The sequence below is a fragment of the Alphaproteobacteria bacterium SS10 genome, assembly GCA_019192455.1.
In the GTDB taxonomy this organism is placed as follows: domain Bacteria; phylum Pseudomonadota; class Alphaproteobacteria; order TMED2; family TMED2; genus TMED2.
Genome location: JAHCML010000007.1, coordinates 20,892 through 42,118, shown reverse-complemented (window position 1 = coordinate 42,118; position 21,227 = coordinate 20,892). Strand labels below are relative to the sequence as shown.

The window sequence follows — 21,227 nt, the reverse complement described above, 5'->3', positions numbered from 1 at the left end:
GTTCGATCCTTTTCATTGGACCGCTCCCGCCTTCGCGTTGGCGTCTCGCAAGCACCATGCCAAGTTATTGCAAAATGCAAAACAGCCCGCAGCGGATGCCACGGGCTGTTTCTAAACTATCGCAGTTAGATGCTGGGGCGCTTAGGCCGCCAGATCAAACCGGTCGGCGTTCATGACCTTGGTCCAGGCAGCAACAAAGTCGCGGACGAACTTCTCTTTCGCATCATCCTGGGCGTAAAGCTCAGCATAGGCGCGAAGGACGGAGTTCGAACCGAAGACCAGGTCAGCGCTAGTTGCCGTGTACTTCACCTCGCCCGACTTACGGTCGCGCAGCTGGTAGCTGCCATCGCTGACCACGGGGAGCCAGACGAAGTCCATATCGGTGATGGTCTCGAAGAAGTCGTTGGTCAGCTGGCCCTCACGCTGGGTGAAGACACCGTGCTTGGTACCACCATGGTTGGTGCCGAGTACACGCATACCACCGATCAGGACAGTCATCTCAGGACCGGTCAGACCGAGCAGTTGTGCGCGGTCGAGCAGCAGCTCTTCAGCAGATACGGAATACTTCTCTTTCATGTAGTTACGGAAGCCATCGGCAACCGGCTCAAGGACGGAGAAGCTCTCAGCATCGGTTTGCTCATCCGTGGCATCGCCACGACCTGGCGCAAATGGCACCGCCACAGTGTGACCAGCAGCCTTGATCGCCTGCTCAAGGCCGACATTACCGGCCAGGACAATGGTGTCAGCGATGGAGGCACCAGCTTCCTTCGCCAGTGGCTCAAGCACGGCGAGGACCTTGGCGAGACGCTCTGGCTCGTTACCGGCCCAGTCCTTCTGAGGCGCCAGGCGAATGCGGGCACCATTGGCACCGCCACGCATGTCGGAACCACGATAGGTACGGGCACTATCCCAAGCGGTGTTGATCATCTCGGTCTGGCTTAGGCCGCTCGCCGCGATCTTTGCCTTCAGCGCCTCAACGTCATAGCCGGTTGGGCCTGCTGGAATTGGGTCCTGCCAGATCAGTTCTTCCTGCGGCACGAATGGGCCTTGGTAGTTCTGGATCGGGCCCATATCCCGGTGGGTCAGCTTGAACCAAGCGCGGGCGAAGGTCTCGGAGAAGTAGTCGTGATCGGCGTGGAACTTCTCACAGATCTCGCGATAGATCGGATCGACCTTCATCGCCATATCCGCATCCGTCATCATCGGCTTGTTCTTCTTCGATGGGTCGGATGGGTCCGGCACCATATCCTCATCGCGGATATCGACCGGCTCCCACTGCCAAGCACCGGCTGGTGACTTGGTCAGCTCCCACTCATAACCGAACAGCAGCTTCAGATAGCCATCATCCCATTTGGTTGGGTTGGTGGTCCAGGCACCCTCAATGCCGGAGGTGTGGACGGTGTTTGCCTTGCTCACATCCAGGTCTGGGTTGTGCCAGCCAAAGCCAGCATCGGCGATTGGTGCGCCGGCAGGCTCGGCACCGATCTTGTCCGGGTTGCCAACGCCATGGGCCTTACCAACGGTGTGGCCACCAACGGTGAGGGCGGCGGTCTCTTCATCATTCATCGCCATGCGGGCGAAGGTCATGCGAACGTATTTCGCCGTCTCGGCTGGGTCTGGATTGCCGTTCACGCCCTCTGGGTTCACATAGATCAGACCCATATGGGAGGCAGCCAACGGACCAAACATGGAGTTGGCATCTTCGATGTTGCCGACCCGCTCATTGGTTGGGGCGAGGATCTCGCTATCGGCACCCCAGTTGATGTCATTCTCTGGACCCCAGATGTCTTCACGGCCAAAGCCAAAACCGAAGACCTTCAGACCCATATTTTCGTAGGCAATGGTGCCAGCCAGAACCAGCAGGTCAGCCCAAGACAGGGCGTTGCCGTACTTCTTCTTCACCGGCCAAAGCAGGCGACGTGCCTTGTCCAGATTGCCGTTATCCGGCCAGGAGTTGAGCGGCTCAAAACGGAGGTTGCCGGTACCAGCACCACCACGGCCATCGCCGAGGCGGTAAGACCCGGCGGCGTGCCAGGACATGCGGATCATTAGGCCGCCATAGTGACCCCAATCGGCTGGCCACCAATCCTTGCTCTCGGTCAGGATCTTATGGGTGTCATCCCAAACGCCCTGGAAGTCCAAGCCCTTCACCGCTTCACGGTGATTATAGTCGGCATCCATTGGGTTGGAGCGGGTGTCGTGCTGGTGCAGAATGTCGAGGTTCAGGGCCTGTGGCCACCAACGGGTGGGGCTGCTGGTCATGCCTGTATTGCCACCATGCATGACGGGGCAGCCGCTCATTTTTACATTATCGCCGTCCATTGGATCCTCTCCGTTTTTTCAATGTGAGACGCGCAAAACTCTTGCGCGGGTACCCTGGCTATACCGATGGGCTGCGATAAGTTCCAATTTAATTTTCTTAAGTCGGCGATAGGTTTTACCAATGACAAAAAACAGCAAAACAGACCGCAAGAAACGGCATAAAAATGGGTAAGGTCAGGGTCAAAATCTGCTGCATCAAAAACCCCGAGGAAATGCAGCTGGCGATTGAACTAGGTGCGGATGCGTTGGGGCTGGTGGGCGCCATGCCTTCGGGACCAGGGGTCATCGATGACCAAATGGCGGCACAGATCGCCGGGATGGCATCGCCGCCAATATCAACCTTCCTTCTGACTTCTGAGACCACCGGGCGGGGCATTAAGAACCATGTGGATCAGGTGCACCCCAGCACGGTGCAAATCGTCAGCCATATCGATGTGGCTGCCTATGCAGAACTCGACCAGCACCTCCCCCGCCATCACGTAAAGCGAGTGCAGGTAATCCATGTTGAGGATGACCAGGCGCTCGACCTAATCGATCTCTACGCACCGCATGTTGATGCGTTCCTGCTGGATAGCGGTAAGCCATCCGCCACAACGCCAGAGCTGGGCGGCACGGGCCGTGTTCATGATTGGGATATAAGTGCCGAGTTTGTGCGCCGATCACCGCTGCCAGTGTTCCTGGCTGGCGGCCTGAAGCCAGAGAATGTGGGCGAGGCGATTAGAAAGGTCCGCCCATTTGGCCTGGACCTATGTTCGGGTGTCCGGACCGATGATCAGCTCGATCGGCAAAAGCTTACCGCCTTTATGGATGCGGTAAGGGCAGCAGAAGCAGCAGAAATGGGTTGAGGCGGTTTAAGCCTCTTCTTCCTCTTCCCCGACGCACTCACCGATCAGGGTCATCAGCACATGGCCCCGCACCGGCTTGGCCGCGACATGAACGAAGCCCTTAGTCTTCAGGCTAGACGTTTGGGACTCATCCTTGGCCAGCGCGATCACGCGGTCCAGCTTGGTTGCTTGCAAGATGCCCCGTACCAGCTGTTTAGCAACTGGGTTATTGAGCTCAAGGTCGATGATCAGCGGCATCTCGGTGGTTTTGAGTGCCTGGTTCAGATGGTTGGGCACCTGCTGGGTCGCGTTGATGAACTCGCATTTGAACCAGCCATTGGCGAGCATGCCGGTAATCTCATCCCCAACAGCGGATGATTCAGAAATGACCAGGATTGTCTCGTCTTCCATCAGTAAGCGCCCCAGTTAGTCAGACCACATAAAGGCTAAGCCTACCATGGCATTCCAAGCCCTGCATAGGTGGGCCTAAAGGGGTACTCAAATTGGTCAACGACTGATGAGATGGCGCGCGCCACGGGTTAAGCCATTGGTGATGCGCCCCCCCCCTGATCAAGGGAGTGGCCATACATCGTGCTTAGACAAACAGGCTGGCATCAACATCAGCGACATCGATACCCTGAAGCCGGATGGTACCGCCGGCATGGGTAATTGTCGCATTGCCCCCCACATCAGCCGTATTGGCAACTAGGGTTTGGGCATCAACACCGACCACCTGGATCTTATCCTCAGTCAGTGAGAAATCCTGGATGATATCGCTGCCGGTCAGGCCGCCACTGAAGTCGAAGACAAAGAGATCAGCGCCCGCGCCACCCTGCATGGTGTCATTGCCACCGTCACCGGAGATGGTGTCATCACCATCCTGGCCAAACAGGCGATCATTATCGGCACCACCATAGAGGATGTCGTTGTCGCCCTCAGCCCAAATGGTGTCATTACCATCCCCGCCATAGGCAACATCATTGCCATCACCACCGATCAGCTGATCGCGGCCTGACTCGCCGATTAGTACATCGTCATTTGCCTCACCACGCAGCTTGTCATTATCTGCCCCACCGTAAAGCGTGTCCTGGCCAGTGCCGCCGCGGATGTCATCCTCACCCGTGCCGCCAAACGCTACGTCATTATCAGTGTTGCCGAAGATAACGTCGCGATCACCGCCACCGTAAAGCGTGTCATCACCAACATCACCGCGCAGGGTGTCGACCCCGGCATTGCCATAGAGCAAGTCATTACCGGATTGCCCCAAGACATTGTCATTGCCATCACCACCGAATGCGGTGTCGTCGCCATTTTCGGTGTAGAGGACGTCGTTATCCGCCCCACCATCGAGCAGGTCGTTGCCGTCACCACCCTCTAGCGTATCGACACCCGCATCACCGAAGAGAACATCGTTGTCGTTCTCACCATCGATACGGTCATTGTCCAAACCGCCATATAGGGTGTCGTTGCCGGCCTGGCCACGAAGGTAATCGTCACCATCGCCACCATAAGCGAGATTGGCGTCGGAGCCGCTGTAGAATAGGTCATCACCAGCGTCGCCGTAGAGTGTATCGGCACCGGTCACACCGCGCAGGGTGTCATTACCCGCGCCGCCATAAACCAGATCATCCCCGGCATCAGACCACAGCACGTCATCACCAGCGCCACCATCCAAGATGTCAGCACCATTGCCGCCAAAGAGAGTGTCGGTTCCGTCTTCACCAAACAGTTGATCGGCGCCCTCAAGACCATGGACCGTGTCGGCACCCGACCCGCCATAGACGGTATCGTCGCCATTCTCACCGCGGACATCGTCATTCCCGGTGTTGCCATAGACGATGTCATCACCGTCCCCGCCCCGGGCGGTATCATCACCGATGCCGGCAATCACCAAATCGTCATCGCCCTGACCTAGGATTTCGTTGTCACCGTCAGTGGTGGTCACAGTGTCGGCACCAGGCCCGGCATCAATAAAGGTGGCACCACCAGCTGGCACATCGATGACGTCATCGCCAGCCGTACCATTAACGGTATCGCCGCCACCCGTTCCCGTGTCTTCAGTGAAGGTGACAAAGGTGCCACCCAAGATCGGATCACTGAAGTCCTCAACGACTTGATCAAGTAGGTAGTTACCTGCCAAGACAAAGCTCGCACTGGAGCCGCCAGCACTGATTGTGACATCCGTTCGATCAGTGCCACTGGTTAAGGTAATGGCGCTAGCATCAATGCCAGACAGGGTCGCAAGAACAAGTTGATCGTCAGCGGTGAAGCCAGAAATCGTGTCACCGGCCAACTCATCCAGCTCCAAAGCAATCACGGTATTCTGGTCCGCGCCCAGCTGAATAAGGTCCATCCCAGCGCCACCAACCAGTTGGTCGTCACCGTTGCCGCCATCCAGCGTATCAGCGCCGCTATCACCAATCAGGACGTCATTGCCCAGGCCCCCGATAAGCGAGTCAGCGCCTGCTCCACCCTCAAGGCTATCGTCTCCATCAGCCCCAATCAGGATGTCATTACCGGCGCGACCTAACAGCAGGTTGTCACCATTCTCGACAGTAACGGTGTCAGCACCGGCGCCTGCATCGACTATCGTGGCGCCGCCACCCATCAGGTCGATCAGATCATCGGCCAATGTCCCATAAATCGTGTCACCAGCGGCTGCATTGGTATCCTCACCCGGCACGAAGGTGAGGATCTTGGCCTCTGGATCATCCACGAGGGCAACATCATCAAACACACCAGCCAAGGTAAAGCTGGCAGCTGAGCCACCAAGCGTCAGATCAACCACGGTATTCGAACCGATAACGGTCAATGTGACCTCGTTTAGTGTAAGGGCATCACCGTCGATAAGGCCGACACCGTCATCGGCACCGAGGCCGACAATCGTGTCGCCATCAAGCTCGGCCAACGTGCCACCAGCAATGTCTTGACCGATACCCAAATCGATAAAGTCGCTGCCGAGGCCGCCTAGCAGTACATCATCACCAGCACCGCCGAAGATTGTATCAGCGCCGACACCCGCGAGGATTTCATCATCACCCTCGAGGCCGTAGATCAGCAACGAAGCGGTGGCAGCGCCGAAGTCCAATTCATCCGCCAGCTCGGTGCCAACTACTGTATCGCCGATTTGGGTGAGCTGGATCAGGTCGATGATTGTGCCGCCGAATTCCGGATCGTCTGTGAAGTCGTTGACCGCGTCCACATCAAACAAACCAACCAACTCAAAGGACGAGCTTTGGTTACCATCATCCACGGTGATAACCGTGTTGCTCCCGCTCTGAGTTATTGAGAAGTCTGCGACAGACAGGCCAAAAGCATTCTCAAACAATAGGAAGTCATCGCTGTCGAAGCCGCTGATCGTATCGCCATCGACATCAGGGACCGAGGCGACAATGATGTCCTCGGTACCTGTAGCAAGTAGCAGATCCGCGCCCGCACCGCCGATAAACAGGTTATCGCCAGTACCGCCATTGATCACATCATCACCGGCCCCGGCATCAATGAAATCATCGCCAGCGCCAGCATCAATACTCTCATTACGCGGTGAGGCGATGAGGGTGTCATCGTCAGATGTACCGTCGATGAGGTCCAGCTGATCAGCCGAGCTGATAACTTGGAAAACCGTGCCCGGCCCACCGTCAATGATATTGATCGTATCGTATTGACCAGCAAACACCATCGTTGAGAGGGTGGTGCCCGCACTAATCTGAAGGAAGGTAAGTTGATCAGCCTGGAACAGCTTGAAGTTGTTTTCAGTCAATCCAAACTGGTCAAGGATTTGAATAACGTCGTTATTCTCAAATCCGTAGATGATATCGCCATCAAGGTCGGCAAGCGTGCCAATAAATGCATCAGCACCGGCACCACCATCGAGAATATCTCGACCGCTGCCACCAATCAGGAAGTCATTGCCGGCGCCAGTCGTCAGATCGTCATCTCCCGCGCCACCAGTTAGGGTCGCAACAGCACCACCATCGACTTGAACCTCATCATGTCCGCTGCCCGCATTAACGGACACACTCTGGGTCGCATTGATAAAGATAGCGTCATGGCCAGCGCCGGAGTTAACGACGGCAAATTCGGCACCAAGGCCCGTTCCAATTAGAATGTGTTCGTTGGCAGTGCCGGTGTTGACCGTCGCCTGATCCATTTCGACCGACAGAGTGATGTCGTCATCAGCGAAGTAGCTGATCGTCGATGGCAGGTCACTTATCTGTCGAATTGCGACCTGCTCTACGTCGAATACTTTTGCATCTAGCGAAATGGATGTCCCGACATCTGTGATAACCACCGTGTCGCGACCGAGACCGCCATAGGCAATATCACCACCGGCATTCATGGAGATTAGATCCTGTCCGTCGCCGCCATAGGCGATATCGACACTTGGATCACCGCCATCATCAATCAATATCAAGTCATCACCAACGCCACCAAACAGGCGATCACCACCGCTGCCGCCTTGAAGCAGGTCATTACCAGCACCGCCGTAGATCGTGTCGCTGAGCTCACCACCGCTAATAAATTCATTGGCGGCACCGCCAGAGAGCAGGTCGGCAACATCCTCAAAATTCTCGTTGCCATCCACATCGATGACAATATCGCCGAATATAGTATCTGTTGTTTCATCAAATATGCTCCCTGCCTCAGGCAGCGAAACAACAGAAATATTGTAGTTCGCAATATCTCCAATAATGATTGGGTTAGCGTCACCAATAATCACCCGGTCACCCTGCAAGACGGCATCAACGCCATTGACGGTGAAGCCGCCACCGACGCCCTCAACAACCTGGGTGATTAACTGACCATTGAACTCAACAGAACCGCCGCCGCCGGTAATGATGCCACCGCCATTGCCGAGTTTAATTGCAGCGTTGTCGAAGCCGATGATCAGATCATTGTCCCCAACACCGTAAATCACTGTGTTCTCAAGACCGATCAGCAGGTTGCTGCCGCCACCGCCATCAACAATGGCGCCAGAGCCACCGACGATAATGTCATCCCCGGTGAAGCCGAACAGTACGCCATTGGCATCGAAATCGATGATCGTGTCATCACCGGCAGCACCACGGATCGTATCGGTCGCAACCCCACCGAAGATTAGGTCGCTGCCATCACCGCCATAGATGTCATCGAAGCCCTGGCCACCATAAAGGGTGTCATTACCAGCCTCGCCATAGACGGTATCGTTACCTTCATTGCCGTAAACGAGGTCCGTGCCATTGCCCCCCAGAAGGCTATCGCCACCGGCCTCACTGATAACGACATCACCGAAGATGGTATCAGCCCCGCCACCGCCAACAATTGTGTCACTCTCTCGATTGCCGCTTAGGAGATCGTTGCCGCCATCGCCAAACAGCAAATCAGCAGATTGACCGCCGAACACACTGTCAGCGTCATCACCGCCATGGACCAGATCAGTCGACAGGTTGGCGTAGATCAGGTCATTGCCGGTGCCGCCATAGATGGTGTCAGCGCCACCAACGAAATTCCCGTCCTGGAAGTCGCCCCAAACCGTATCGGCACCAGCGCCAGCATCAATCAGGTCGTTACCAAACCCGCCATAGATAAGGTCGTCGCCATCCTCGCCGCTTAACGTGTCATCACCATCAAGGCCATAGATGACATCATTGCCGGCACCACCATGAGCCGTGTCCGCCCCAGCATCGGCATAGATCAGATCGTCATCGTCTTCACCGTAGATTAGGTCAGCGCCGTCACCCCCGGTCAGGGTGTCGTTGCCGTCACCGCCATAGATGGTGTCGTTCTCATCACCGCCATCGAGCTCGTCATTGCCGCCATTGCCATAGGCAAGGTCTGGATCGTTCTCATCACCGATTGGGCTGACCGAGTCATCGCCATCGAACAGATCGTCATCGGGGCCGCCAATGAAGATGTCCGGGTTATCCAATACGTCGACTGAGACTGTACCAGTGGTCTCGAGACCAGCAGCATCCCTAATGCGGTAGGTGAACTGGTCTGGGCCAACCGCTTTAAGTGGTGCCTGGTACAGGAAGTTGCCGTCAGCATCGATGGTTGCCGTACCGCCATTAAGAGATGTCACCTCCTCAGCGATGGCTGAGATCGTGTCCCCTTCATCGGGATCGGTATCGACGCCAGCATTGTTGTCGACCAGCACATTGCCGGAGATTGTCTCGCCCAGGGGAATTGAGAAACCAGTATCGGGCTGCGCAATCGGCGCCTCATTCACGTCCAGAATGACAATCGGAACGCTCTCAACCGCCGAGGTATCGGTGCCATCGGAGACGGTCACCAGAATGTTTATCTGCGATGTAACTTCATGATTGAGGCTGCCGGAGACAAAGGTCACAACCCCTGTGTTTGGATCAACGGTGAAGCTATCGCTACCGAAGGTTGGCAGGATCTCCCAGTTCTCCAGGATATCGCCACTATTCGGGTCAAACGCCTCCAGCGTGCCAACAACCGTGCCAATGGCGGAATTCTCATTGATCGCCAATGATGTGGTCGTAATTGTAGGCGGCGTATTCTCCGCCTCCACATTGATTGTGACGGTCGCCGTATCGGTGAGGCCACCGCTATCAGTAACTGTGTAGGTAAAGCTGTCCGCGCCGGAGAAGGTGTCATCAGCGAGATAGTCAAAACCACCATCGCTACTGATCACCACGTCGAAGCCGGCGGCGGAACTAATGGTACCAGCCGTAATGGTCAGCACATCGCCGAAATCTGGGTCAGTGTCAGCCCCGTTACCATTATTGCTGGTAACATCCCCGGATAGGAGCTCGCCTGCGACGACGTTAAACGCATCATCTTCGGCCGTTGGTGCCTCATTGATGTCATTTAGAGTGACAGAGACAGTCTGAACCGCCGAGGTCAGAGACCCATCGGAAACGGTGACATCAAGGGCAAAGCTGTTGCTGCCACTTTCAAAGTCCAGCACCGCACCACTGGCCACGATAAGTTGCCCCGTGATCGCATCAATGCCGAACAGGGCCGCACCATCACCGCCAACAACCGTCCAATTCTGAAGCACGTCGCCGATATCGGGATCACTCGCCAGAACCGGACCAAACACGGTGCCGCCGGCGGTATTCTCATCAATGGCAAAGGTTTGGCCGGAGCTGATAACCGGTGGGTCGTTTGACGGCACCACATTGATCGAGACTGTTGCCTGGTCGGTGAGGCCAGCCTGATCCGCAATTGTGTAGGTAAAGCTGTCAACACCGACAAAGCCCGCCTGGGCCTGGTATGAGAAACTGCCATCGGCCTCGATGGTAACCGTGCCGCCTTGGCTCGTCGTAACCGTTTCAGCCAGGGCATCAAAGCTGTCGCCCGCATCCACATCATCATCAATGCCATTGCCATTATCGGCAAACAGGTCACCGTTAAGCGTGGCACCAGACACCACGGCAAAACTATCATCGGCGGCGATCGGCACCTCATTCACATCATTGAGCTGGATCGCCACGGCCTGGGCCACGGACAGTACCGTGCCGTCTGAGACCACAACCTCGATCTCTAAATCCGCATCGGCCTCAAAGTTAAGCAAGGCGCCCGCCGCGACGGAAAGCTCGCCCGTCGTCGCATTGATGTCGAACAGCGCCGCATCAGCACCGCCAGTAATGGCCCAGCCCTGCAAGGTGTCACCGGGGTTGGCATCCGTGGCCATGACACCAGCCAGGGGTAGCAATGGGGTGCCGCCGACCGCATTCTCATCCACTGTGAATGATTGCCCAGCAGTCACAACCGGCGCGGCATTGACGCCCGCCGGCGTCACATCAATGGTTACCGTCGCGGTATCGGTGAAGACCCCATCAGTCAGCGTATAGGTGAAGCTATCAAGACCGGTGAATGCGCCGTCGGATTGATAAGTAAAGCTGCCATCGGCCAAGAGGGTGACTGCAATCCCCTGATTGGAGGTAACCGTCTCCTCAACAACGGTCGGTGCTGGCCCAGCATCCGGATCGCTATCCTCGCCCGCCCCATTATTGGCCAGGACATTGCCATTGACGGCCCCGCCAAGCTCAATGCTGAACGCATCATCCTCAGCAATCGGCGCTTCGTTAAAGTCGATGACCTCAATCGCAATCGCTTCTGCCGCTGACGTCACCGTGCCATCAGACACAGCCACCACAACTTCCAGATCTGGATCTGCCTCAAAATCAATGATGGCATCAGTCGCGACGGTGATCTCACCGGTCGCCCCATCAATCTCAAACAGGGCGGAGTCTGCCCCGCCGACAATCTGCCAAGCTTGAAGTGTATCAGCAGCATTATCATCGACTGCTTGCGCCGTACCCACATTGGCCCCGACGGAGGCATTCTCAACAACGCTTAGCGTTTGGCCGGAGGTCACAACAGGTGTGAAGTTGAAGCCCACCGGGAACAGGTTAATCGCCCCGGGACCACTGACTGAGACCGTGTCGAACTCCCCGTCTAGGGTCAGCGTGATGTCACCACCTGGATCGGCAATCGTAACGGTGGTGGTACCACCGCTTGGGGTCAGCGTGATGTCGCTATCGCTAAGGTCGGGCGCATCAGTTACCTCGATTACGTCGCCAGCCTGATAGTCGGTAATCACATCACCATTGAGATCGGACAAGGTGCCTTGAACCGTGTCCGCCCCTTCACCGCCGGTAATGGTATCGGCGCCCTGGCCACCAATGATGATGTCGGCACCACCGCCACCATCCAGCAGGTCATCGCCGCCGAGACCATTCACCGTGTCATCGCCAAGCAGAGGGAACAGCTGATCACCGAGCGGACCACCGTAGATAACCTCAGAGATGACGGTGCCGGTTATGTTGAGTGATGGCACGAGTTCGAACACCAGGTCGGCGCCAGTGATATCAACGGAGTTGTAGTTGCCGGCGACGGTAAACGTCGCGCTCTCGTCCTCGGTGGTAATGGTCACCTGGGTCGAGGTGCCATCAAAGAAGAAGGTAAAGTTATCAAGGGTCAGGAAGGCATTATCGCTGACCCGAACAACCTCACCCTGCTCATAGTCGATGAGGGTATCGCCATCAAAATCCCGAAGCCGGGAGAAGTACAGATCATCATCCGCACCGCCCGCCAAGGTGTCGCCAGACATGCCGCCGGACAGGCTGTCATCGCCATCACCACCGGCGATGGTGTCTTCAAAAGCACCGCCGATGATCTCATCATCACCACCGGCGCCATCAAATAGCGCAACAGTTCTTGCTGCCTCAGCATTTAGAATATCATCCCGACCACTGACTGGCGCGGTAACTAGATCATCGAATTGGAATAAAAAGTGCGTTCCACCCCAGGTTAAAGAGTTAAAAGTAACTCCAATAAAAGGCAGGTCGATGCCAAAATTTGAGATAGATACTATATCGTTGCTTACTGCATTCTCATCCGGATCAAGAACTCGATAGTTGAGGTCTAGATCAGAAGGACCTTCAAGATTTACTTCAGAAAAATTCCATCCCTCAATAATTATAGTATTATTACTATCCAAAAATTGATCATTCTCAATATCAACAGCGCCACCATACTCCAGCACGATTGTGTTATCGCCACCGGCAGATTTGAAAACCGTCCGCTGTAGGTCAGCGCCGCCGGTAACCGCGTTTTCATTGAAATAGGTGTAGAAGGTGTCATCACCGAGACTGTCCAGAAGCCCCAGATTACCAACAAACTGGATGGCTTCTTGATCTTCCGTGATGGAGCCACGCTCAAATGGCAGATTATCCCGAAGATCGATATCGATCGACGATAGAACCGTGTTGATAACGGAGTTCGAATTGGTCCCAACAGGATTGTAATTCTCAACCGCGAAGTAGATATCGCGGGCACCAGGAATACTGAGATTGGACTGATACGTACCCAGGCTCGCGGCAAAATCCTCAAGGTCTGCCCATAAATTCGTCGCAAGAGAACCAACAACAATTGGCTTGAAACCAAACGCCCCAGACTCACCACTGATCACAGTGGGGGCAAGGCCGTCACCATCTGGATCTGCAAAAGTTAGAGCCGGGTCGTCATATACTACGCTTAGAACTGGCGCATCAAAGTCGAGCGCATCCGCGGATAGATCCGCATTCGCTATCTCAATTCCAATATTCGAAGCGAAGAATTGAAAATCCGCGTCCGGCAGATTGCCCGGCCCACCACGGATAATGCGCGCACCGCTATTTGCCCCCTCTTGAATGTCACCGGTCGGCGAGTAATAGAGGAATGAGTGTTCACCAAATCCAGCGACATCATCGGACCCAATGTAGATTGTTGGCTGACTAAGGCTTTCGAAAGATAGCTCCAGATCGCCATTGTCGACATCGATGCGGTTGTATTCGCCATCGACGAAGAAGCTGCCGGACTGCAGGCCCATCTGATAGCTGACCTGGGTCACACCGGCACCGCTATCAAAATTGAAGCTAAAATCTTCAGCCAGCAGACCCTTACCGTTACTGACCTGGATAATGTCGACACCTGGCTGGTAATCGACAATGCGATCGCCCTCTAGCTCGGCAAACGTCCCAGCAAAGGTATCAGCACCCAAATCACCGGAGAGGTAGTCCGTCCCGGTGCCGCCAAAGAGCTCGTCAGCCCCCTTATTGCCCAGAATAGTGTCGGCACCATCGCCGCCATAGAACCGCTCATTATGGTTCTGCTGGCTACCCAGAATGAGGTCGTCGCCGCCAAAGCCATAGATCAGGCCGTCATTGGCCCCAGAGACCATAAGATCGGCAGAGTCACTCCCCCGAGCGCCCTCGCCAAAGGTCTTCTCGTTCTCGGCATTAAGTTCGAATTCAAAGCTCGGATTGTCGGGGTCACCAACCACCAACTTCTCGACCCGAAGCGGCTGGTTCTCGTTAAAAGGCAACTCTTTGACAAAGTGACCAATGATGGAAACGGAACCACCGTCGACATAATTGAAGACGAGGTCTTGCTGGGTACCGAGCTCAAACCCACCGAAGACATCCACCGGCACATCGGCCATGGGATCTGACGTGGCCTTCTCAATAATGATCCCGCCAGTGATGTTTCCCTGAATAACCAGATCGATGAAGCTGCTATCGCCAGGGAGGATCAGGAGATCCGTGGTGTCATCATCACCAAACTCCAGAACCTGGTCTCGCTCAGCAATGATGTGATTTCCGGCGGCAATAACTTCGGCAGGCACCTGATAGGTGTCACTGCCAAGGCCACCGATCAGGAAATTCTCCCCTAGACGAGCAGTAAGGAAGTCATCCCCAGCACGCCCATGAAGTTCATCAGTGCCATCACCACCATCAATTCTATCGTTACCCTCCGATCCGAGGATGAAATCGTCGCCTAAGCCACCGGCAAGGCTATCATCCCCTGTAGCCCCCACGATCGTATCGGCACCACCGCCGCCAATTATCGTGTCGTTTCCACCCTCTCCCCAAAGCGCCGATCCGTCGCTGGTTAGAATGGATTCGTAAAAATCTCCACTTTCAGTACCGACATAATCAAACGTTAGGCTGGAGTAGTCGAAAATTTCAGCGGCATCAGCGAGAATTTCAAAGTCTTGATTTCCGGTGACTAGCCTAAAAAAGTCTTCCAGATCATCACCAATAATTGGCTGTGCAACCGCTTCACCAAACAGAGAACCAGCAGCTGAACCAACAACGCCGAACAGGCCCAGTGTAAGAATTGCAGGAACGCTGAGAGGTGCGAACGCAAACGTTACAATCACCCCACCTGCGGCCAATCCTATCTTGGCACCTACATAGCTACCGGCAATTTGCCCAACAACTACGGATCCCTCTTCATTGATGATATCAAAAGCAGCATCAACGCCCTCCTGGTTTGCCGCTTGTAAGACCTCGGCACCGACATTCACAACGTTTAGAACGTCACCAATTCTGCCGGCTACGGATGCACCTTTCACAAGTTTTTGTAGCTGAGCGAAATCAGGGTTCTTTGTATTGTTTGCTAAATACTGTGCGAACCCGTCATCTGTAAATGACTCTCCAGTTTCCGAAAGTATTTTTTGATAATTTAAATTTGCTTTATCAATATATTGTTGCGTAAAACCTTGATTTGAAGCATAAAAATCATATAGATCAGGAACAAGCCCCCTCTCTCCCACAAATCCTTGATAATAATTAAGAATATTGTTCAGTGAGTTTATTTTGTATGCGGCTTCTAACTTTGTGATTTTCCCACTTTGAAGGTCTGATAAAACAGATGATAGAGAGTTTGACGCTGCATTGAAAAATTCATCTAGCACAGAACTGGAATCAAAAACTGCGTCGAGACTTTTTAGCAGCCGATCGAGACTTTCATCATGTAACTGAGTATACTCAGAAACAAGTTGATCGAGTACAGAACCAGTGGGATTGTTGTTTTCTAACGCGACTAGTTCGAGTGTCGTTAGATCTTTAACGGGGTCCTCAAAGCTGAGTAGCTCGACCAAAGAACTGGATGATGTCATGATAAAATCCCAAAGTTTTTTCCGAGATAGAGCTGATAATTTTCAGGAAAACAGAAAATCTAGATCTTTTATTATAAATGGCTTTATACTTGTTGTATTTTTATATGTTGGATTCATTCTGGCCTTATACTCTAATCAAAATTTTATCTCTTCATTATATATTTACTATTTATATCTTAGTGTTTTTGTTATTAATTTCATTCTTCTAAACTGTTTTTTTAAAACAGTGGATTGGTATGGTCCAATTTTCATATTTAACTATATTTTTTTGCCAGCCCTTTATTTGGTAATTATTCGGCCAGTAATTGATTATATTTTATTCAAATTTTGAGTTTTATAACTGACTTGTTTAATTTTGCTCAATCACCAGAGGTCAGATTAAGTGAGAGCTTCAATTTCGAGAACCCCCGAAAAATAGGGGTTTTTGTTTGTTCTGGCTTATTGCTCGTGATTCCAAGGGGTTAGGTTTTTTGCCGTGCGATTGCCTCAAAGCGGCCCTTGCAATCTGCGGCGGTGCACAGGATGATATGCAGCGTTGAGCGGTAGAATGATGTGTTGGGGAGCACAATCATGGCAGGTGACGCGGGCAACGAACGCGGCAGGTGTGTGCCCAGTGGCAGCGGGGCCAACGGTAGTGACCATCGACAGCGTTTGAGCGATCTGGGCCATCTCGCCCGTGAAAGCCTGACCTGGCTGGAACGGCTGGAAGCGGCCGAGACGATGGATGATCTAACCACCGCTTATGGTGACATCGTTAGCGGTCTCGGCTTTGGCTACCACTCCTACGTCGCGCTGGAGCATATTCCGCGGGTGAGTGAGCCGCTGCCCTTCTTCGTCTCCACCCTGCCAGATGAGTTCCTCGAGACCTATAACGAGGCACGGTTCCTAAGCGTGGACCCAGTCCTGAGGATGGCGTTCAATTATAACGCGCCGTTCGGTTGGTATGACTGCCGGGAGTATCAGCAGGCACGGCGCTACAGCCGGGGTCGGAAGACCAAGGCGCGCGAGATCCTTGAGCTGTCCCACAACCACAATCTCTATAACGGGCTCATCATCCCGAACCACACGCCCAACCCAACGGGGACACGGCGCGGCCGCTCAAGCTTCGTCAGCTTGTACTGGACCGATGGCGCGATGGTTGATGAGGATGGCATCGCAAGCTGGGAGGCGGCACCGGGGATGAAGGTTGCCATGCACGCGCTGAACGCCACCACGCTTTTCTATCACGACCGGATGCTGAGCTTCAGGACGGCCCAGATCAATAACGAGACCAGTGCAGAGGTCGAGACCTCGCTGAATGATCGGCCGGGGACGGCTGACAAACCCGTCGCTGGGTCCAGCTTAAGTGAGCGGGAGCTTGATTGCCTGAACTGGGCGGCCCAGGGCAAGACAACTGAGGAAACCGGAAAGATTATGGGCATAACCACCCATTCGGTGCACTCCTACCTCAAAACCGCCGCTGAGAAGCTAGATGCCACCCGTACAGTACAGGCCGTGGCACTGGCGATCAACCAAGGGCTTATCTTGCACTAGCAAGGCACGCGATGATTCGACTGAAGAAAGAAATGGCACGCCCAAAAGTATTTGAACTCCCAACCTCCTAATCCGCCGTCAGGAGTATTTATGCCTATTAAGCTTCAGTTAAAAGTGATCGCTTGCCAACAAGTGGAGCTCAATCATTAAAAGTGTTTCTGTCAATCCCATGTTAGATATGACGAATTATAATATTTTGTCCCACTCACTGAGACGCGCTTTCTCTCGATAGTATCCCTCAATGAACACTCGAACTGCGCTAGTAACAGATGTTTCATTGAGTGTAATGTCGGATACTACACTCACAATTTCATCTATAGTAGTGTTCTCTATATCTGCAATTTCTCGGAGAGATGTCCATGATGCCGGAGTCAGCCTCATACTAGTTCGACGCCCATGTATTTTTATATTTCTACCAACAAGCTGCTGATTGTATATTCTACCAAGAGCATACTTCATCTCATCTGAGATATTTGTATCAAATACATTGCTACAGCATCTTAGTATTCTTTGCTCAAGCCTAGATTTGCTTATTAGAGGCTTCTCTTCAGACATGTTTTCTACAATATCTAGGTTCCTATTATTAGTTTTTGATCCTGAGCGACTCATAAATTGATACCTCTTGGCGAGAGAAGAGGGGACGGTGATCTGATTGAGAAGGCTACCTCCATGGGCCTATCGGACGGCCCAAGAGTTATCCCGCCGACTGGTCTATGGTTCTCTAGAGACCCTGAAAGAGGAGTCAGATCGAAAGCTCCTGCTAAGGCGCTGACCATCGCAGTCATCTCAGTTAACGCTAAGTGCTGGCCTATGCAGCTTCTCGCGCCCACTCCGAAAGGAAGGTAAGCAAACTTGTCTACGGCACTTACGCCCCATCTTGCGGGCTCGAAACTTAGTGCTTTGCTCCAAAGATCTGGTTGCCGGTGAAGCGACCATGGGCATAAAAGTACAGAATCTCCGGATGAGACTTTGACCCCTGCGATCTGCGTATCCTGTTTAGCCCTTCGTGCGAACCACCAGGCTGACGGATACAAGCGCAACGCTTCGTTAACGAATGCTCTAGTTCGTGGAGCGTCTCGAATGTAGGACGCGTCATCATCGCTTGCTCGATCAAGCAGTATGTCAGCCTCCTCTCTCAGCCATGGCCAAAGATCGGGGCGGTTCGCAAGCGCGTAGATAGCGTAGGCAGAGACAGTCGCAGTTGTTTCAAAGCCTGCAACCAACAATGTCAGCAGCTCATCGAAGACTCCTTCACTACCGAACTGAGCATGAACTGGCTCTAGGGCTTCGAATATACCGCTCTCTTCATCTCTCATGGAGGACACGATGGCCCGCACAGACGCGACCGCCTCGGCATAGTTTGCAGCACCTTTCTCGTCTTTCTCTGCAACCTCAGGTTGCCAAAGCTTCATGGTCAACCAGTGATGGGCCGTTGAGCATGCACGGTAGATACTTGCAGCTTGCTCTTCGTCGAGCTGCTTTTGAAAGAGCACAGCAGCTGTCATTCTTAGCGCCAACTCCCCGGCAAACCTGTGAGCGTTTACACGCCTGCCCGGGTGCAAGGTTATGTCGGCGGCCGACTTGTTTAGCTCACCAAACGCAATGGACATGCCCTGGTTAAGGTTCTTTGCCGAAAAAAAGCTTCGTAAAGCCGTCCTAGCAACCTGCCAGCGCTTCCCATTGGAAGTTACCAGCCCATCACCCAAGAGGCTCCGCATGACTGATTGTTCAGCGCCCTTCTCAAAGGCGTCAGCATTTGTGACCAAAACCTCTTTGAAATGATCAGGTCGCGCGACCAGTGTGGTTGTTCCGCCCAGAATATCTGTCTGAACAGGCCCCTCTACACCGATGGTAAGGTCTTCGATCGCTGATATCGGAGACTCAACAAATTGTTGTGGATCAACATCTGAAACAGCGTCGCCGGTAGCTGCTAGTTGCGCAGCCATTACTTCATTCATACTGCTCATTGCAAAGCTTCCTCTGCTTGAGCAAAATCACCACTGACAAGATCAGCAGCCTTAATATTCTTATTGTTGATCGGACATTCGGAGATCAGCGCTTCTACAGTGCCACGAGAGCTCTCACCAACATGATGCGGCCGGGTGAGAGTCTGCATTTCAAACCCGCAACGCTTTAAGAACAGATGAAACCTTGGGTCAGTAATTCCAATCACAGACTTAGCTGAATGATCCCGACCATGTTTCACAAATCCACTAGCCAGGGCTCTACCAATCTGACGTCGATCCGGATGGTCTGGCTCAATCACCAGACGGCTAATCTCCCAAACATCCGAAGATTTAATCGGTGGTCTGTCGCCAAATAGCTCTGGAAACTCGGTGTCTAATAAGTATGGCCTGTCTGTTCTGATCGCTCGCCAATAACCGACTAGCTGTGATCCCTCTACTACGGCGAAGTGAGACGCATCGTTATCGAAGCCATCAATCTCCAAAAGGTCTTGGTCTTTAATTGCCCAACCTAGCTCGCGATTAAAGACCCGATACCTTAACCGCCAGGCTAGCGCCATAAGGTCTGGGCGGGTCGTAGATTCAAACTCGATTGTATGCACGTTGATGCTCCCGTAGCTGGCTCAAGCTGAGAGATTCGCAAATCCCAAGCTTCTCAAACACTCCATAAAAAGATAGGTTTTATCGGGGTATGAGGGGGCGGTATGATTATAGATGAGGTTCTAGGCGGCCTTGAAACGGCTACGTCGGTCTCCGGCGTTTTGTCAGAAATGTCTAAAATTTCTGGGAACTTCGATGTAGCCAGCATGTCCTATGTTGATACATCTAGCGTCATCAGCAGGTCTGAAAGTGAGCCTTACTTTGAGACTACGGTGAGAGATGACTTTATCTCTTCCTATGTAGAGGCCGGGTTTCTCGATGTTGATCCAGTTATCCGACGATCTTGGAACTCTCAATCGCCATTCAACTGGTTCGATTGTCCGGAGTTTGATGTCGCGAAAACAAGGTCGCCCGGCCGTCGTAACTCAGCGGGACAGATCCTGGACCTTGCAAATGATCATGGTTTTAGGAACGGCATAATTGTTCCAGTTCACCGTATGGAGCCCTCAGGTGCACGCTCTTCAGCCTTCATCAGCCTATACTTTGAAAAGGATATGAACTTTACCCAGCTGAACCAGCGTTTCCCGCCAGAGCTCTGGCTATCGGCACTATATTTTCATCAACGAATGGTTGATTTGCGGCCAGAACATCCCGTCGAAGATTTAGTCAGAAGTGAGCAAACAGGTGCTATGTTAACTGATAGAGAGCGAGAGGCCCTCTGCTGGGCATCTCGGGGTAAAACGGCCTCTGAGACCGCTGATATAATGAATGTGAAACCCCCAACGGTCGCGTTCTTCTTGAAGTCTGCCCAGAATAAACTGGGAGTTTACAACAAAACCCATGCTGTCGCTGTGGCACTCTCTAATGGGTTGATTGCCCCTTAGGGCTGATGTGCTGCAGCATTAAAGGAAAGATTGCTCTGTAGTACGTAACCTCAATCATCGACAACATGCGGTTCCACGCTCTGTTCGAATAGATAGGCGAATTACGATTAACGCCTTTGCCTATCATGAATGAACGAGCAAACATCGAGGCCGCCACTGTGCTCGGCTCCAAAGGTTTGTATCCGTGTGGCTTGGCCCGATCTTCAAACAGCTTAAATAGACGATCACTGTAGGTGTGGGGCACGAGTTCGAGACTGGTCTGAAGGCTTATCTCTAAATTCCAGATTGCTTCATCGCTGTATCTGCCAGGACAAGCAATAACGAGAGCCGTTTTATAGCTAACATCCTCTTTACTATCAGGCTCTATACACATCAGCACCAAATCTACAAGGCTGACCAGATCAGCAATCTCTTCGAGAAAACCTTCAATGTTACCAATTTCCTCTGCAAATATTTCTTCTTTTAGATCTGAATACTCCTCATAAATTCCGTATATTCCATCGATAATGCTGGCCATTCTCGGCATTCCTTAACGCTACATGAGATGTTTGGATAATATAGTGGAGGCATGCTCAGATTAATAACTACACAATTTAGTAGGTTAAGCTCTTGCTGGTGTCGTTGCAGTCGGAGGAATGAAGGTCAAATTGACTTCGGAGATTGCCCGCGATGATGAAAAGATCGAAAGATCACCGAAATC

10 protein-coding genes are annotated in these 21,227 nt (G+C 53.1%); 3 read left to right on the top strand and 7 right to left on the bottom strand.

Annotated elements, in window-relative coordinates:
• Nucleotides 1-141: 141 nt before the first annotated feature.
• Entirely contained in the window at nt 142-2,322 is a 2,181-nt protein-coding gene (gene katG, locus KI792_12365) for a catalase/peroxidase HPI (protein MBV6633811.1), read from the bottom strand.
• A gap of 164 nt (nt 2,323-2,486) precedes the next feature.
• Between katG and KI792_12360 the strand changes: the two genes are divergently transcribed.
• Nucleotides 2,487-3,167, top strand: a complete 681-nt coding sequence (locus tag KI792_12360) for a phosphoribosylanthranilate isomerase (GenBank protein ID MBV6633810.1) — start codon at nt 2,487-2,489, stop codon at nt 3,165-3,167.
• A gap of 6 nt (nt 3,168-3,173) precedes the next feature.
• Here KI792_12360 and KI792_12355 read toward each other — a convergent pair whose 3' ends face one another.
• Complete coding sequence (locus KI792_12355) at nt 3,174-3,557, bottom strand: hypothetical protein (GenBank protein ID MBV6633809.1); 384 nt, start codon at nt 3,555-3,557, stop codon at nt 3,174-3,176.
• Between the two features lie 184 nt (nt 3,558-3,741).
• Nucleotides 3,742-15,000: a tandem-95 repeat protein gene (locus KI792_12350; GenBank protein MBV6633808.1), complete on the bottom strand. Its 11,259-nt coding sequence runs from the start codon at nt 14,998-15,000 to the stop codon at nt 3,742-3,744.
• A 1,116-nt stretch (nt 15,001-16,116) separates the two neighbouring features.
• Between KI792_12350 and KI792_12345 the strand changes: the two genes are divergently transcribed.
• On the top strand, nt 16,117-17,079 hold the full coding sequence (locus KI792_12345) for a LuxR family transcriptional regulator (protein MBV6633807.1): 963 nt from the start codon (nt 16,117-16,119) through the stop codon (nt 17,077-17,079).
• Between the two features lie 186 nt (nt 17,080-17,265).
• Here the strand turns inward: KI792_12345 and KI792_12340 are convergent, their stop codons facing one another.
• The 3 genes from KI792_12340 to KI792_12330 are packed head-to-tail and all read right to left on the bottom strand — an operon-like array spanning nt 17,266 to nt 19,603.
• On the bottom strand, nt 17,266-17,634 hold the full coding sequence (locus tag KI792_12340) for a ribbon-helix-helix domain-containing protein (protein MBV6633806.1): 369 nt from the start codon (nt 17,632-17,634) through the stop codon (nt 17,266-17,268).
• Between the two features lie 50 nt (nt 17,635-17,684).
• A complete protein-coding gene (locus tag KI792_12335) occupies nt 17,685-19,046 on the bottom strand; it encodes a cytochrome P450 (GenBank protein ID MBV6633805.1) in 1,362 nt (453 codons plus the stop codon).
• A complete protein-coding gene (locus tag KI792_12330; GenBank protein ID MBV6633804.1) occupies nt 19,043-19,603 on the bottom strand; it encodes a GNAT family N-acetyltransferase in 561 nt (186 codons plus the stop codon). The genes KI792_12335 and KI792_12330 overlap by 4 nt, the downstream gene beginning before the upstream one ends.
• Nucleotides 19,604-19,747: 144 nt before the next feature.
• Here KI792_12330 and KI792_12325 point away from each other — a divergent pair, with 144 nt between their 5' ends.
• Nucleotides 19,748-20,527 (top strand): LuxR family transcriptional regulator, encoded by a 780-nt coding sequence (locus KI792_12325; protein MBV6633803.1) that lies wholly within the window; start codon nt 19,748-19,750, stop codon nt 20,525-20,527.
• Here the strand turns inward: KI792_12325 and KI792_12320 are convergent.
• A complete protein-coding gene (locus KI792_12320; GenBank protein ID MBV6633802.1) occupies nt 20,505-21,044 on the bottom strand; it encodes a hypothetical protein in 540 nt (179 codons plus the stop codon). The genes KI792_12325 and KI792_12320 overlap by 23 nt on opposite strands.
• Between the last annotated feature and the right edge of the window lie 183 nt (nt 21,045-21,227).